Genomic DNA, 14,769 nt, shown 5'->3' on the forward strand with positions numbered 1-14,769 from the left:
CTCCTTTCGGACGGTTGGCCTGGGCGGTCGGGTGTGTCGCGCCCCGTAAGACTACGGTGACCATCCGGCGATAAGTTCTCCTTCTCACGAGCAATGGTGTGCGGCGTTCGACATGACAACAATGACGGCTTCTCATCTGGTTTCACGTTGGTCCGGTGCTTTCTGGTCGGGAGCTCTCGGCATCTGTGCGATCGTCGCCGTCATCCGTCCTGCCGAAGCCGATCCCCGCGCCGTTGTCGAATTGTTTACCTCGCAGGGCTGCTCCTCCTGCCCGCCCGCCGACCAGATCATCGGCGATCTCTCCAAAGACCCGTCGATCATCGCGCTGAGCATGCCGATCGACTATTGGGACTATCTGGGTTGGAAGGACACGCTGGCGGATTCGCGCTTCTCTGCACGGCAGCGTGCTTATTCGCGCATGCGCGGTGATCGCGAGGTCTACACGCCGCAGGTCGTGGTCAACGGCTCCACCCATGTCATCGGCAGCGATCGTGCCGGCATCGAGAGCGCGATCGGCAAGACCGACAAGGGCACGGGCGTGATGAGCGTGCCGGTGACGATGTCGCTCGCGGGCAAGCAGATCAACGTATCGGTGGCGGCGAGCAACGAGCCGGCCGTCTCGCATGGCGAGGTCTGGATCTGTTCGATCGCCAAGTCAGTCCCGATCGCAATCACCCGAGGCGAGAATCGCGGACAGCAGGTCACCTATCACAACGTGGTGCGCAACCTGCTCAAGGTCGGTGACTGGACCGGGCGTTCGGAAAGCTGGACGGTGCCGATCGAGAACCTCACGCGCGACGGCGTCGACGGCGCGGTGGTCTATGTCCAGGACGGCAGCCGCGAGAAGCCCGGCACGATGCTGGGTGCGGCCTACACGTCGCTGCACTGATTTCAATTCTCTAGCGTCGTACTCACTGCCCACCCTCATGGTGAGGAGCGCGCTCTTGCGCGCGTCTACCGGACGATGTTTCGCATCGCCGTGAGAACCATGCCGGCCCCGCTCATGCGGTTGGGCCTCGATCCTTCGATACGCCACGCGAAGGGAGCGCGGCTCCTCAGGATGAGGGGAGAGACTGTTGGCGCTGATGAGAGGAGAATTTCGCCGGGGCAGAAACATCCCGACACAAACAAAAAAGGACCAACTTGCGTTGGCCCTCCTTGTCGCGCGTACAGACCCGATCCTGTTCGACCCCGGGGGGCTGGGGGCTGAGGAATCCGGAACCGAAAGGACCGGGTCAACGCACCTGAGTCTTTTCGCAATGCAGGGCGGCAGTCGCTAGGCGGAAAAGCGGCGAGAGTATGATTCCTGCTAACGATCCCGTGACGGTTTGCCGCGAGGGAGTTCCACCATAGCGTGTGCCCCGATTCGTAACCGATTCGACCGGTTGAATCAGGAGCCCCTTGCGGCGGTGGCCGGTTGGCGCAATCATGCAGCTGTCATGATCCAGGTTCCGGGGACGGTCTTCGCGGATTCGGGTCATGCCGTGCGATGAGGAAGCGCTCCATGAGTCTGTCGGAGGATGCCGATCCGAGCGAGCAGCGCGCGGCGGCCCGCCCCGCCGCGGCGGCGACGCAACTGAGCCGGGTGACGTTCAACCGGCTCGAGCTGCATCGTATTCTCAATCTCTACGGCCGCATGGTCGCGGACGGCGAATGGCGCGATTATGCCATCGACTTCCTGAGGGATCGCGCCGTGTTCTCGGTCTATCGCCGTGCCTCGGAAGTGCCGATCTATCGCATCGAGAAGGATCCGCGGCTGGCGCGCAAGCAGGGCATGTACAGCGTGATCTCGGCGACGGGGCTGATCCTGCGCCGCGGCCACGAGCTGGAGCGCGTGCTGCTGGTGATCGATCGGAAATTGGCGGTGGTGTAGCCGCACGACCGGTGCCGTAGGGTGGGCAATAGCGCATTGCGCCGTGCCCACGTCCTTTCTCTATCGCCACGAATCGTGGGCACGCTTCGCTTTGCCCACCCTACGACAGCAGTGATGTGGCGAATTCTTCGTAGCCCGGATGAGCGCAGCGACATCCGGGTTTTGTCTCGCGGTGGTCCCGGGTATCGCTTTGCCCACCCTACGAGATCTATTTTGTCGGCACCGTCTTCGCGCCCTCGCCGAGGTCGCGCTGCATCATCACCGTATCAAGCCAGCGGCCGAATTTCAGCCCGACATTGGGATGCGTGCCGATCATCTTGAAGCCGCCCTTGGTGTGCACGCCGATCGAGCCGGCATTGGCGGAATCGCCGATCACCGCGATCATCTGGCGGAAGCCGCGCGCCTCGCATTCGGCGACCAGCCGCTCCAGCAGCTTTGATCCGACACCGCGGCGGTGGAAGGAGGGATCGAGATAGATCGAGTTCTCGACCGTGAAGCGGTAGGCTGGGCGCGGGCGGTAGGCGCCGGCATAGGCATAGCCGGCCACGCGGCCGTCGAGGATAGCGACGAAATAGGGATAGCCGCCGTCGACCAGCGCGCGATAACGGCGCGTCATCTCCACGAGGTCGGGCGGCTCCAGCTCGAACGTCGCGGTGCCCTCGCGGACGGCCTGCTGGTAGATGGCGGTGATGGCGGGAAGGTCGGCCTCGGTTGTGGGCCTGATTTCAGGTGCGGACATGGCGGCAAGATTAGAGCCTTCCCGCTGGCGCTGGAAGGGGCAACGATGTTGCCACACCGTCATTGTGAGCGCAGCGAAGCAATCCAGAAATGCATCCGCGGAGGGACTCTGGATTGCTTCGCTGCGCCCGCAATGACGAGGAGGAAGAGGCGGCACTCGTGGCCTTGTAGCCCGGATGGAGGGAAGCGTAATCCGGGGCCGCCTTATCCGCGGAAAGGACTTTCCCGGATTGCGCTGCGCTCCATCCGGGCTACAAGCGCCACCGCACCCCCAAACAAAAACCCCGGCCTTTCGGCCGGGGTTCCTATCCGTTCTCTCGTCGTTGCGCTTAGTCACGTTGACCGAGGAGCTGCAGCAGCAGCGTGAACAGGTTGATGAAGTTCAGGTACAGCGACAGCGCGCCGGTGATGGCCGCACGCTCTGCGATGTCGCCGCCGGCCGAGGCGTAGCCGTAGATGTAGTCGTTCTTCAGCCGCTGGGTGTCCCAGGCGGTGAGGCCCGCGAACACCAGCACGCCGACCACCGACACGATGAACTGCAGCATCGAGCTCGCCAGGAACAGGTTCACCAGGCTCGCGATGATGATGCCGATCAGGCCCATGAACAGGAACGAGCCCATGCCGGTCAGGTCACGCTTGGTGGTGTAGCCGTAGAGGCTCAGCGCACCGAAGGTGGCCGCAGTGATGAAGAACACCCGCACGATCGAGGTGTGCGTGAACACCAGGAAGATCGACGACAGCGAGATGCCCATCAGCGCCGCGAACACCCAGAACAGGATCTGGGCGGTCGAGGGAGCGAGACGGTTGATGCCCGCCGAGATCACGAACACCATGGCGAGCGGCGCGAGCATGAACAGCCATTTCAGCGGGCTGACGAACATCGCGTAGCCGAACGGGGTCAGGAACAGCTTGCCGACGCGGACGGATTCCGCCGTCGGAACGTCGGTCACGGCAGCCATGTAGACACCGAGCGCGGCAAGGCCGGTGATGGCGAGGCCAATGCTCATGTAGTTGTAGATGCGCAGCATATAGGCGCGCAGGCCGGCATCGACCGTCGCGGCGTCAACACGCCCGGCGGCCCTGCCGAAAGGAGAAGCGTAGTTACGGTCTAGGTCCGACATGGTCGAATTCCCGTTGGTTGGTCCGGTCCGGCACGAGGGTCGCCATGCCGCCGGTTCGTCAAACTCTATCTCGGATACCGACGCCAACCGACTAAATTTTGGCTAACAATCGGGGCTCCGAACCCATTCGATATGTGGGAAACTAACACATTAGCTGCAACCTTCCACGCGCGGCTGAATGTCGCCCTTGGCGGCAATCCTGACGCGAACCTGACGGGCAGTCGTGGTTAATCGCAGAAATCGTGCGATTCTGCTCTCGTGCAGCCATCCGCTACATTTTGTCACAAATTCCGCAACACCGTGGCGGGCTTTTTGTTCAACGCCAGCAGCGTGCCCGCGAGCCCGAGTCCGACCGTGACGACGAGCGCGGCCGCGACCACGCCGGCCGCGCTGCCGGCCTGCCAGACGAAGCTCAGCGTCATCAGCCGCGTCACGATCATCCAGGCCGCGATGCTGCCGGAGATCACCCCGAACACCGCGGTCGCGAGCCCGATCAGGAGGTATTCCAGCGCATAGGCCCCGAGCAGCCGCAGCCGGGTCGCGCCCCGCGTCTTCAGGATCACCGCATCGTAGACCCGGTGGCGATGCCCGGCGGCGAGCGCGCCGCCGAGCACCAGGATCGCCGAGATCAGGGTCACGGCGCTGGCGCCGCGGATCGCCAGCGCCAGATTGGTCACGACAGAGCCGACCGTCTCCATCACCTCGCGCACGCGCACGCTCGTCACCATCGGATAGGCGTCGGCGACCTGCTTGATGATCTTGCCGTCGCCTGCCGCAGTTCCGCCCGTTTCCGTCAGCGTCGCGATGTGGGTGTGGGGGGCGCCCTTGAAGGCGTTCGGCGAGAACACGAGAACGAAGTTGATGCCCATCCCCTGCCAGTCGATGGTGCGCAGATTGCCGATTTTGGCCGGGATGTCGCGGCCGAGCACGTTGACCACGACTTGGTCGCCGAGCTTGAGGCCGAGCCCGTCGGCGATCTTCTTCTCCATCGAGACCAGCGGCGGGCCGGAATAATCGGCGCTCCACCATTCGCCCTCGACCACCTTGGAGCCTTTCGGCAGCTCGCCGGTATAGGTCAGGCCGCGGTCGCTCTGCAGCACCCATTCGGAATCGGTGGTCGGCTTGAGCTCCTCGGCGCGCACGCCGCGCGCGGCGACGATGCGCCCGCGCAGCATCGGCACGTCTTCGACCGTCGCGCCCGGCGCAATCCGGCGCAGATAACCGTCGAACTGCTCGGCCTGCGTGCTCGGGATGTCGATGAAGAAGAAGGACGGCGCGCGGTCGGGCAGGGCTGCCAGGAACTGCCGGCGCAGATTGCCGTCGATCTGGGTGATGGTGACGAGCACGGCGAGCCCGAGCCCCAGCGACAGCACCACCGAGGGCGTCAGCGCGCCCGGCCGGTGGATGTTGGCGATCGCCAGCCGCAGCATCGGCAGCCGCGTCCGCGGCAGCCGCCGCGCGATGGCCATCAGCAGGGCGGCGATGCCGCGCAGCAGGGCGAACACGACGACCGAGGAGGCCACGAACACCGCCGCGATGCGTTTGTCGAACGACAGCCCGATCACGACCGCGATCAGCAGCGCAATCACGACGCCCATGAACACGAGATAGCTCGCGCGCGGCCGATGCCATTCCGAGCTGATGGTGTCGCGGAACAGCGCGGCCACCGGCACGTCGTGGACGCGCCCGAGCGGCCACAGGCCGAAGGCGAGCGCGGTCAGGAGGCCATAAATGAAGGACAGCGCGAGCTCGTCGGCATGCACGGCCGGCACCACCGGCAGCGGCAGCAGCTTGCCGAACAGGCCGACGATCGCGAACGGCATGGCGGCACCGAGCGCAAGGCCGATGATCGAGCCGATGCCTGCGAGCAGGAGGACCTGCGCCAGATAGATGCCGAACACGTCGCGGCCGGTGGCGCCGACGGCCTTGAGGGCCGCGATCACTTCGAGCCGGCGGTCGATATGGCTCTTCACGGCATTGGCGACGCCGACCCCGCCGACCAGCAGCGCGGCAAGGCCGACCAGCGTCAGGAATTGTGTGAATCGGTTGATGTTGCGTTCGAGTTGCGGCGAGGCGTTGGAGCGGCTGCGGATCTCCCAGCCGGCCTGCGGCGCAGCGCTCCGCGCGTCCGCGATGAAGGCTTCGGTGGCGCGCTCGTTGTTCGCCGTATCGGGCAGCTTCACCCGGTAGACCCAGCGCACCAGGCTGCCGGGCTGGATCAGGCCGGTGGCGCGCAGGCCGGCCTCGCTGATCAGGAAGCGCGGTCCGAAGCCGATGCCGCCTGCGAGCTTGTCGGGCTCGGCTTCGACTGTCGAGCGGATCTGGAAGGTCGCAGCGCCAATGGTGACGCGGTCGCCGGTCTTGAGCGAGAGCCGCGCCAGCAGCGTCGGATCGGCGGCCGCGCCGAACGCGCCGTCGCGTTCCGCAAGGACGTCGGACATCGGCAGCTGTGGCGCCAGCGTCAGCTGGCCCAGCATCGGATAGGTGTCGTCGACCGCCTTCATCTCGACCAGTGCGAGCTGGCCATCGGCCGCGCGCGCCATGCCGCGCAAGGTCGCGGCGGTCGAGACCGTGCCGCGCGAGCGCAGGAAGGCGACCTCTTCAGGTTTGGCTTCGCGCTGGAACAGCACGAAGGAGACGTCGCCGCCGAGCAGCGTGCGGCCCTCGCGGGCCAAGCCGTCGGAGAGGCTCGCCGACACCGAGCCGACGCCGGCGATCGCCATCACGCCGAGCGCGATGCAGGCGATGAAGACATAGAAACCGCGCAGGCCGCCGCGCAATTCGCGCAGCGCGTAACGCAGGGACAGCGCGATGCCGTTTGGCTTCGCGAACGGCTCGGCCGAGGCGCTCATGCCGGCGCAGACTGCGTGTCGATGCGGCCCGAGCGCAGCCGGATCACGCGGTCGCAGCGATGCGCGAGCGAGGAATCGTGCGTGACCAGTACCAGGGTCATGCCGCGCTCGGCGTGCTTGCTGAACAGGAGATCGACGATCTGCTTTCCGGTGGCCTCGTCGAGATTGCCGGTCGGCTCGTCGGCGACCAGGATGGCGGGATCGGGCGCCAGCGCGCGGGCGAGTGCGACGCGCTGCTGCTCGCCGCCGGAGAGCTGGGTCGGATAATGATGCAGGCGATCGCCGAGCCCGACCGATTGCAGCTCCTGCGCCGCGCGCGTTGCGGCATCGGGATTGCCGGCGAGCTCCAGCGGCACCGCGACGTTCTCCAGCGCCGTCATGGTCGGGATCAGATGAAAGGACTGGAAGACGATGCCGACCTGGCGGCCGCGGAAGCGGGCCAGCGCGTCCTCGTCGAGGGCATTGAAAGGCGTGCCCGATACCACCACCTCTCCACTATCAGGACGCTCCAGCCCCGCCATCACCATCAGCAGCGTGGATTTGCCCGAACCTGACGGGCCGATCAGGCCGATCGTCTCGCCCGAGGCGACCCGCAGGCTGATATCCTTGAGGATGTGAACGCGTGCCGCGCCCGTGCCCAATGAGAGATTGACGTTGGAGATGGCGATGGTGTCCGCGGCAGCGGTGAGCGACGAGGGTTCGATGCGAGTGTCCATGGTCCGGTCATATGGCAACTCCGATGGCGCGGTCGAGAGGCGTTACGGATTGTTCATGCACATAGCCGTGTTGATGCTCGGTTTGATGACGATCGCGACAACGCCGTCGTTGCAGGCCCAGCCGGCGGCCAAACCGATCAAGCTCGTGGTCCTCGGCGATTCCTTGAGTGCGGGCCTCGGCCTCTCGGCCCAGGATTCGTTCCCGGCCAAACTCAAAAAATCCTTGCAGGACAAAGGTATAGAGGTCGACATGACCAACGCCGGCGTGTCCGGCGACACCTCTTCGGGCGGCCGTGACCGGCTCGACTGGTCGGTCCCCGACGGAACCGACGGCGTCATCGTCGAGCTCGGCGCCAACGATGCCCTGCGCGGCGTCGATCCCGATTTGACGCGCGCCGCGCTCACCGACATCGTCCAGCGGCTGAAGGCGCGCAAGATTGCGGTGATGCTGTGCGGCATGCTGGCGCCGCCGAATTACGGCGCCGACTATGCCGCGCGCTTCAATTCGATTTATCCGGATCTGGCGAAGAAATTCGACGTGCCGCTTTATCCGTTCTTTCTCGAGGGCGTTGCGGCCGACGCCAAGCTCAACCAGGCCGACGGCATTCATCCGACTGCGGCCGGCGTCGACATCATCGTCGGCAACATCATGCCCACCGTGGAGGCATTCCTTGGCACCATCGCTGAGCAACGGCGTTGAAAAGCGGGCAGCGCCAACCGTCATACCCAGGGTTTTACCGGGGTGAGGCGCGCGATGCTTCGCAGAGTCACACAACTGCGATAGGAATCAGGGTACCGGTGATTCGTCACCGGCTCTAAAATTTGGATATGGTCTGTCCCACGGATCATGCCCAAGCATCGGGAGTGCGAAACGATGCCGCGTTTGTTCACTGGTCTGGAAATCCCGGCCGAAGTCAGCCAGACGCTTTCCAATTTGCGGGGTGGCCTTCCCGGCGCCCGCTGGATCGATCCCGAAAATTATCACGTCACCCTGCGCTTCATCGGCGATATCGACGGCCTGTCCGCCAACGAGATCGCATCGATGCTGTTTCGCGTCGACCGCAAGCCCTTCGAGGTGAAGGTGCAGGGGCTGACGAGTTTTGGCGGCCGCAAGCCGAGAGCGGTCGTTGCGACGATCGCACCGAGCAGGCCGCTGATGGAATTGCAGGCCGAGCTCGAGCGCATGATGCAGCGGATCGGTCTCAACCCTGAAGGCCGCAAGTTCATCCCGCATGTCACGCTCGCCCGGCTGCACGATGCCTCCGATCGCGACGTCGCCGACTATCTCTCGCTGCGTGGCTACTTCCCGAGCAAGGCGTTCATGGCGGAGCGGTTTGTGCTGTTCTCGTCGCGCGCCTCCACTGGCGGCGGGCCGTATGTGGTCGAGGACGCCTACGAGCTGTGTGAGTAGGCTCCCAAACTCGGCGGCGTTACCGCAGCGGCGCAGCGCCTGCTCGACTGATATCGGTCTTTGCGAAGTCTTCGCCTTTGAACAGCAAAGGTTCGCCGCGAGTCATAGCCAGCGCGTAAGAGAAGCAATCACCGTAGTTGAGCGACGCGGCGTGACGCCCCTTGCCGTAGCGCCGCCAGACGCGCCGTGCGGCATCGACTTGCACGGCATCGACCGCAACGATCTCTGCACCGAGCTTGACGAGCCAGAGATCGAACTCACGCCCGCCTGCGTCGCCCAGCCGGGTTTCGATCACCATCGTTGCTTCAAGCACTGTGGCTGCAGAGATCAGGCGGATCGGATCATCCACAATCAGTCGCTCAATATCGGCTGCATCGTCTTCGTTGAGCGCGATTGCCACGATCGCCGATGTGTCCATCACCATCAGCGTGGCAATCCATGCTCGTCGTATCCGAGAATTTCCTCGGGCGTGCGGTCGTCCACGACGCGCATTTCGCTCCAGCGACGCCTGATCTCCGCCATGTCTTCCAGTAGCGCGTCTTTGCGCGTTTGACCCCCGAGCCGACGCAGCCGCTCCTCGATGGCGCGCTTGGTCGCGGTCGTGATGTTCTCGCCAGTCAGTTGCGCGAGACTCCGTGCCAACCGCTCGGTTTCGGGGTCCTTGATGCTCAGGGCCATATGAGGATCCTTAGTTCCTAAATAGGTATATTCTACCTAAACGGGGCGTAGTAGGCTAGGAGGGCGTCCACGGTCGGCGATCTCCTCTGAAAATCAAGCGCATAAGCCGTTGCGCCAATACGCGGTTGCAATTTCCGCCGGTCTCTGGCGGTAAAGGGCCATGCTCTCGACCCCCAGTTCCCCCTTCAGCGAAGCCTATCAGGCCCAGATCGCCTCCGGCGCGATCGAGCCCGATGCTGCGCAAGCCGAGGTCGCCGAAGCCTATGCCGCGCTCGACCTGCGGCTCGCGGACTACAAGCCGCAGCGCAAGCAGGGCCTGCTTGCCCGCCTGTTCAGCAGTGACAAGGACGAGGCGCCGCGCGGGCTCTACATCCATGGCGAGGTCGGCCGCGGCAAGACCATGCTGATGGATCTGTTCTTCCAGCACGCCTCGGTCGAGCACAAGCGGCGGGCGCATTTCCACGAATTCATGGCCGACGTGCATGAGCGCATCTACGATTATCGCCAGAGCATCGCGCGCGGCGAGATCGCCGATAGCGACGTCATCGCGCTGACCGCGAACGCGATCTTCGAGGAGAGCTGGCTGCTCTGCTTCGACGAATTCCACGTCACCGACATCGCGGATGCGATGATCCTCGGACGCCTGTTCGCCAAATTGTTCGAGCTCGGCACCGTCGTGGTCGCGACCTCCAACGTCGCGCCTGATGATCTCTACAAGGGCGGCTTGAACCGGTCGCTGTTCCTGCCCTTCATCAAGCAGATCACCGATCACATGGACGTCGCGCGGCTCGATGCGCGCACCGACTTCCGGTTGGAAAAACTTCAGGGCGTGCCGATGTGGCTGACGCCGGCGGACGCTGATGCGGACGCGGCGCTCGACCGCGCCTGGTCGCGGATGTCGGGCAGCGCCAAATGCAAGTCGCGCGATATTTCGATCAAGGGCCGCATCCTGCACGTGCCGTGTTCGGCCCATGGCGTGGCGCGGTTCTCGTTTGCCGATCTCTGCGAGAAGCCGCTGGGGGCATCGGACTACCTCAGGCTCGCGCACGACTATCACACCATCCTGGTCGACCATATTCCAGTGATGGACCAGTCCCAGCGCAACGCCGCCAAGCGCTTCATCACGCTGATCGACGCGCTCTATGACAATGCCGTGAAGCTGATGGCCTCGGCCGATGCCAACCCGATCTCGCTCTACCTGGCCCATGAGGGCGTTGAGGCCATGGAGTTTAAGCGGACGGCGTCGCGCCTGATCGAGATGAGCTCGGAATCCTATCTGGCGCTGGCTCACGGCCGCAAGGATTCCACCGCAAGCGGCTCCACCAAGGGGCTGGTGGAGACTTAAGTCCTATTTGCCAGCGCTGTCATTCCGGGCTCGCGCTTCGCGCGCCCCGGAATGACGGACCTGTATGGCTGCTATTGCGCCAAGCCCGACAATTGGGCATCCGGCGACTTGAACGGGGGAGGCGAAAGGGATAACCACCCTCTCAGTTTTCCCCACCTTACGTGTCTAAAGGACAGGCTCACATGGCGCGCGACAAGATTGCTTTGATTGGCTCCGGTCAGATCGGCGGAACGCTGGCTCATCTCATCGGCCTGAAAGAGCTGGGCGACGTGGTGATGTTCGACATCGCCGAAGGCGTGCCGCAGGGCAAGGCGCTCGACATCGCGCAGTCCTCGCCGGTCGACGGTTTTGACGCCCACTACACCGGCGCGAACTCCTACGAGGCGCTCGACAACGCCAAGGTCTGCATCGTCACCGCCGGCGTGCCGCGCAAGCCCGGCATGAGCCGCGACGATCTTCTCTCCATCAACCTCAAGGTCATGGAGCAGGTCGGCGCTGGCATCAAGAAGTACGCCCCCGACGCCTTCGTCATCTGCATCACCAACCCGCTCGACGCGATGGTCTGGGCGCTGCAGAAGGCCTCGGGCCTGCCGCACAAGAAGGTCGTCGGCATGGCCGGCGTGCTGGATTCGGCCCGCTTCCGCTACTTCCTGGCCGACGAGTTCAACGTCTCGGTCGAGGACGTCACCGCCTTCGTGCTCGGTGGCCATGGCGACACCATGGTGCCGCTGGTGAAGTACTCCACCGTCGCCGGCATTCCGCTGCCCGACCTCGTCAAGATGGGCTGGACCTCGCAGGCGCGTCTTGACGAGATCGTCGACCGCACCCGCAACGGCGGCGCCGAGATCGTCAACCTGCTCAAGACCGGCTCGGCCTTCTATGCGCCTGCCGCGTCCGCGATCGCGATGGCCGAGAGCTATCTGCGTGACAAGAAGCGCGTGCTGCCCTCGGCTGCGTACCTGAACGGCGAATACGGCGTGAAGGACATGTATGTCGGCGTGCCCGTCGTGATCGGCTCCAAGGGCGTCGAGCGCGTCGTCGAGATCGAGCTCGCCGGCAAGGACCGCGAGGCCTTCGACAAGTCGGTCGGCGCGGTGCAGGGCCTGGTCGATGCCTGCAAGAAGATCGCCCCCGATCTTCTCGGCCGCTAAGAGCCAACACTTCCCGCCGAAGCCCGAAAACCGGTCTTCGGCGGTTTCATTTCCGGGGCCCGGCTGTCGGGACAGGTTCCGGGTCAGCAGTCCAAGAGATCGATGTCAAAGAATCCGGGTTGCAGTTCCTGTGGTATATGGTATGCCAGCCACAAGACTGAGGTGGGCCCTAGAGGTCACCGCCCGCGGGTTCAGGGAGCGACCATATGAATATCCATGAATATCAGGCCAAAGCGCTGCTGGGTGAGTTCGGCGTGCCGATCTCCAAGGGCGTGCCGGTGCTCAAGGCCACTGACGCGGAAGCCGCCGCCAAGGCGCTGCCCGGTCCGGTCTATGTGGTGAAGAGCCAGATCCACGCCGGTGGCCGCGGCAAGGGCAAGTTCAAGGAAGCCTCGGCCGGCGACAAGGGCGGCGTCCGCATCGCCAAGTCGGCCGCCGAGGTCACCGAGTTCGCCAAGCAGATGCTCGGCGCCACGCTGGTGACGATCCAGACCGGCCCCGCCGGCAAGCAGGTCAACCGCCTCTACATCGAGGACGGCTCCGACATCGACAAGGAATTCTACCTCTCGCTCCTGGTCGACCGCGAGACCTCGCGCGTCTCGTTCGTCGTCTCGACCGAGGGTGGCGTCAACATCGAGGACGTCGCGCACAACAATCCTGAGAAGATCGTGACCTTCTCGGTCGATCCCGCCACCGGCATCATGGGCCATCACGGCCGCACGGTTGCGAATGCGCTGAAGCTGTCCGGCGATCTCGCCAAGCAGGCCGAGAAGCTCACCGCACAGCTCTACGCGGCCTTCGTCGGCAAGGATATGGCCATGCTGGAGATCAACCCGCTGGTCGTGACCAAGCAGGGCCAGCTCCGCGTGCTCGACGCCAAGGTGTCGTTCGACGACAACGCGCTGTTCCGTCACCCCGAAGTGCTCGCGCTGCGCGACGAGACCGAGGAAGACGCCAAGGAAATCGAGGCGTCCAAGTACGACCTCAACTACGTCACCCTCGACGGCAACATCGGCTGCATGGTCAACGGCGCCGGTCTCGCCATGGCGACGATGGACATCATCAAGCTCTACGGCATGTCGCCGGCCAACTTCCTCGACGTCGGCGGCAGTGCCAGCAAGGAGAAGGTCGCGGCCGCCTTCAAGATCATCACCGCTGATCCCAATGTGAAGGGCATCCTGGTCAACATCTTCGGCGGCATCATGAAGTGCGACGTGATCGCCGAGGGCGTTACGGCTGCGGTTCGTGAAGTCGGCCTCAGCGTGCCGCTGGTGGTCCGCCTCGAAGGCACCAATGTCGAGCTCGGCAAGAAGATCATCCGAGAGTCCGGCCTGAACGTGGTGCCGGCCGACAATCTCGACGACGCCGCGCAGAAGATCGTGAAGGCCGTCAAGGGAGGCTAAGGCCATGGCCCAGGACCATCTCGCCGCATCATCTCCGCTTCCCGAGCACGCGCGTCTTGCCGCGTTCGCCGGCGAATGGAATGGCGAAGAGGTGGTCTTCCCGTCGCGCTGGACGGCGGGCGGCCCGGCAACTTCGCACGTCGTCGCGCGCATGGACCTCAATGGATTCTATCTGATCCAGGACGCGGTGCAGATGCGCGACGGCAAGCAGATCTTCGCCACCCACGGCATCTTCACCTACGACCGCGACGACCGGACCTACAAACTGTTCTGGTACGACTCGCTCGGCTACACGCCGCCTTCGCCCGCTTCCGGCGGGTGGGTCGGCAATACCCTGACGCTGGTGCGCGGCTCGCTCCGCGGCAATGCGCGCCACGTCTACGAAATTATCAACGAGGATTCCTACTCGTTGAAGATCCAGTTCTCGCCGGACGCGGAAGGCTGGGCCGACGTGCTCACTGGCGTCTACCGCCGCATCCACTGACCCTCTCACTCTGTTAGTTTCGCGAAAGCAGACCTCATGTCCATCCTGATCGACAAGAACACCAAGGTCATCTGCCAGGGCTTCACCGGCAAGAACGGCACCTTCCACTCGGAGGCCGCGATTGCCTACGGCACCAAGATGGTCGGCGGCACCTCGCCGGGCAAAGGCGGCGCGACGCATCTGGGCCTGCCGGTGTTCGACACCGTGCGCGATGCGCGTGAGAAGACCGGCGCCGATGCATCGGTGATCTACGTGCCGCCGCCGGGCGCGGCCGATGCGATCTGCGAAGCCATCGACGCCGAGATCCCGCTGATCGTCTGCATCACCGAGGGCATTCCGGTTGTCGACATGGTCCGCGTGAAGCGTTCGCTGGCCGGCTCCAAGTCGCGCCTGATCGGGCCGAACTGCCCGGGCGTCATGACCGCCGGCGAGTGCAAGATCGGCATCATGCCCGCCAACATCTTCAAGACCGGCTCGGTCGGCATCGTCTCCCGCTCGGGCACGCTGACCTATGAAGCCGTGTTCCAGACCTCCCAGGAAGGCCTCGGCCAGACCACCGCGGTCGGCATCGGCGGCGACCCGGTCAAGGGAACCGAGTTCATCGACGTCCTCGAAATGCTCCTGGCCGACCCCAAGACCGAGTCGATCATCATGATCGGCGAGATCGGCGGTTCCGCCGAGGAGGACGCTGCCCAGTTCCTCAAGGACGAGGCCAAGCGCGGCCGCAAGAAGCCGATGGTCGGCTTCATCGCCGGCGTCACCGCTCCTCCCGGCCGCCGCATGGGCCATGCCGGCGCGATCATCTCGGGCGGCAAGGGCGACGCCGGTTCCAAGACCGAAGCGATGAAATCGGCAGGAATTACAGTGTCCCCATCGCCCGCCCGCCTCGGCCATACGCTTGCCGAAAAGTTGAAGGGCTGATTCACTTCTTCGTGCTTTTCCGGGCGAAGTTTCGCAGCAAATAGGGTAAAGGGTGCCTGTCGCGCCGAGCCTCTGC

Annotated in this window: 15 protein-coding genes; 9 read left to right on the top strand and 6 right to left on the bottom strand. The window is 64.5% G+C overall.

Translation table 11 applies throughout. The features are described 5' to 3' along the window. Positions 1–112 precede the first annotated feature (112 nt). A complete protein-coding gene (locus GGD61_RS20875) occupies positions 113–889 on the top strand; it encodes a thioredoxin family protein (RefSeq protein WP_092261434.1) in 777 nt (258 codons plus the stop codon). A 615-nt stretch (positions 890–1,504) separates the two neighbouring features. Continuing rightward, on the top strand, positions 1,505–1,873 hold the full coding sequence (locus GGD61_RS20880) for a DUF2794 domain-containing protein (RefSeq protein ID WP_018318882.1): 369 nt from the start codon (positions 1,505–1,507) through the stop codon (positions 1,871–1,873). 208 nt (positions 1,874–2,081) lie between these two features. Here the strand turns inward: GGD61_RS20880 and GGD61_RS20885 are convergent, their stop codons facing one another. From GGD61_RS20885 to GGD61_RS20900, 4 genes are all read right to left on the bottom strand, one after another. Continuing rightward, positions 2,082–2,612, bottom strand: a complete 531-nt coding sequence (locus GGD61_RS20885; protein ID WP_018318881.1) for a GNAT family N-acetyltransferase — start codon at positions 2,610–2,612, stop codon at positions 2,082–2,084. Between the two features lie 328 nt (positions 2,613–2,940). Then, positions 2,941–3,732 (bottom strand): Bax inhibitor-1/YccA family protein, encoded by a 792-nt coding sequence (locus GGD61_RS20890; protein ID WP_018318880.1) that lies wholly within the window; start codon positions 3,730–3,732, stop codon positions 2,941–2,943. Between the two features lie 281 nt (positions 3,733–4,013). Continuing rightward, positions 4,014–6,584 (bottom strand): ABC transporter permease, encoded by a 2,571-nt coding sequence (locus GGD61_RS20895; RefSeq protein WP_183231067.1) that lies wholly within the window; start codon positions 6,582–6,584, stop codon positions 4,014–4,016. Beyond that, entirely contained in the window at positions 6,581–7,300 is a 720-nt protein-coding gene (locus GGD61_RS20900; RefSeq protein ID WP_018318878.1) for an ABC transporter ATP-binding protein, read from the bottom strand. Before GGD61_RS20900 ends, GGD61_RS20895 begins: the two co-directional genes overlap by 4 nt. Positions 7,301–7,355: 55 nt before the next feature. Here GGD61_RS20900 and GGD61_RS20905 point away from each other — a divergent pair, with 55 nt between their 5' ends. Both GGD61_RS20905 and thpR read left to right on the top strand, forming a co-directional pair. Further along, a complete protein-coding gene (locus GGD61_RS20905) occupies positions 7,356–8,000 on the top strand; it encodes an arylesterase (protein WP_026202087.1) in 645 nt (214 codons plus the stop codon). 174 nt (positions 8,001–8,174) lie between these two features. Further along, positions 8,175–8,711, top strand: a complete 537-nt coding sequence (thpR, locus tag GGD61_RS20910) for an RNA 2',3'-cyclic phosphodiesterase (RefSeq protein ID WP_026202086.1) — start codon at positions 8,175–8,177, stop codon at positions 8,709–8,711. Positions 8,712–8,730: 19 nt separating this feature from the next. Here thpR and GGD61_RS20915 read toward each other — a convergent pair whose 3' ends face one another. Then, positions 8,731–9,135: a type II toxin-antitoxin system VapC family toxin gene (locus GGD61_RS20915; RefSeq protein WP_092261432.1), complete on the bottom strand. Its 405-nt coding sequence runs from the start codon at positions 9,133–9,135 to the stop codon at positions 8,731–8,733. Next, positions 9,135–9,389, bottom strand: coding sequence for a type II toxin-antitoxin system VapB family antitoxin (locus tag GGD61_RS20920; RefSeq protein ID WP_018318874.1), 255 nt, complete (start codon positions 9,387–9,389; stop codon positions 9,135–9,137). The genes GGD61_RS20915 and GGD61_RS20920 overlap by 1 nt, the downstream gene beginning before the upstream one ends. Before the next feature lie 160 nt (positions 9,390–9,549). On the opposite strand from GGD61_RS20920, the gene zapE reads away from it, so the two are divergent. The 5 genes from zapE to sucD all read left to right on the top strand — a co-directional run bounded on the left by zapE (position 9,550) and on the right by sucD (position 14,693). After that, positions 9,550–10,734, top strand: coding sequence for a cell division protein ZapE (gene zapE, locus GGD61_RS20925; protein ID WP_018318873.1), 1,185 nt, complete (start codon positions 9,550–9,552; stop codon positions 10,732–10,734). Positions 10,735–10,916: 182 nt separating this feature from the next. Continuing rightward, positions 10,917–11,885 (top strand): malate dehydrogenase, encoded by a 969-nt coding sequence (gene mdh / locus GGD61_RS20930; RefSeq protein ID WP_008145224.1) that lies wholly within the window; start codon positions 10,917–10,919, stop codon positions 11,883–11,885. 206 nt (positions 11,886–12,091) lie between these two features. Then, positions 12,092–13,288, top strand: coding sequence for an ADP-forming succinate--CoA ligase subunit beta (sucC, locus tag GGD61_RS20935; protein WP_092261431.1), 1,197 nt, complete (start codon positions 12,092–12,094; stop codon positions 13,286–13,288). Positions 13,289–13,292: 4 nt separating this feature from the next. After that, positions 13,293–13,772, top strand: a complete 480-nt coding sequence (locus tag GGD61_RS20940; protein WP_018318871.1) for a DUF1579 family protein — start codon at positions 13,293–13,295, stop codon at positions 13,770–13,772. 36 nt (positions 13,773–13,808) lie between these two features. Further along, complete coding sequence (gene sucD, locus GGD61_RS20945) at positions 13,809–14,693, top strand: succinate--CoA ligase subunit alpha (RefSeq protein WP_018318870.1); 885 nt, start codon at positions 13,809–13,811, stop codon at positions 14,691–14,693. The last annotated feature ends 76 nt before the right edge of the window (positions 14,694–14,769 follow it).

This window comes from Bradyrhizobium sp. SBR1B (assembly GCF_014198205.1).
Lineage (GTDB): Bacteria > Pseudomonadota > Alphaproteobacteria > Rhizobiales > Xanthobacteraceae > Bradyrhizobium.

Excerpts from the sequence above, each read along its gene's own strand:
- GGD61_RS20875 (WP_092261434.1), top strand. The coding sequence starts at position 113 with ATGACAACAATGACGGCTTCTCATCTGGTTTCACGTTGGTCCGGTGCT.
- GGD61_RS20880 (WP_018318882.1), top strand. The coding sequence starts at position 1,505 with ATGAGTCTGTCGGAGGATGCCGATCCGAGCGAGCAGCGCGCGGCGGCC.
- GGD61_RS20885 (WP_018318881.1), bottom strand. The coding sequence starts at position 2,612 with ATGTCCGCACCTGAAATCAGGCCCACAACCGAGGCCGACCTTCCCGCC.
- GGD61_RS20890 (WP_018318880.1), bottom strand. The coding sequence starts at position 3,732 with ATGTCGGACCTAGACCGTAACTACGCTTCTCCTTTCGGCAGGGCCGCC.
- GGD61_RS20895 (WP_183231067.1), bottom strand. The coding sequence starts at position 6,584 with ATGAGCGCCTCGGCCGAGCCGTTCGCGAAGCCAAACGGCATCGCGCTG.
- GGD61_RS20900 (WP_018318878.1), bottom strand. The coding sequence starts at position 7,300 with ATGGACACTCGCATCGAACCCTCGTCGCTCACCGCTGCCGCGGACACC.
- GGD61_RS20905 (WP_026202087.1), top strand. The coding sequence starts at position 7,356 with ATGCACATAGCCGTGTTGATGCTCGGTTTGATGACGATCGCGACAACG.
- thpR (WP_026202086.1), top strand. The coding sequence starts at position 8,175 with ATGCCGCGTTTGTTCACTGGTCTGGAAATCCCGGCCGAAGTCAGCCAG.
- GGD61_RS20915 (WP_092261432.1), bottom strand. The coding sequence starts at position 9,135 with ATGGTGATGGACACATCGGCGATCGTGGCAATCGCGCTCAACGAAGAC.
- GGD61_RS20920 (WP_018318874.1), bottom strand. The coding sequence starts at position 9,389 with ATGGCCCTGAGCATCAAGGACCCCGAAACCGAGCGGTTGGCACGGAGT.
- zapE (WP_018318873.1), top strand. The coding sequence starts at position 9,550 with ATGCTCTCGACCCCCAGTTCCCCCTTCAGCGAAGCCTATCAGGCCCAG.
- mdh (WP_008145224.1), top strand. The coding sequence starts at position 10,917 with ATGGCGCGCGACAAGATTGCTTTGATTGGCTCCGGTCAGATCGGCGGA.
- sucC (WP_092261431.1), top strand. The coding sequence starts at position 12,092 with ATGAATATCCATGAATATCAGGCCAAAGCGCTGCTGGGTGAGTTCGGC.
- GGD61_RS20940 (WP_018318871.1), top strand. The coding sequence starts at position 13,293 with ATGGCCCAGGACCATCTCGCCGCATCATCTCCGCTTCCCGAGCACGCG.
- sucD (WP_018318870.1), top strand. The coding sequence starts at position 13,809 with ATGTCCATCCTGATCGACAAGAACACCAAGGTCATCTGCCAGGGCTTC.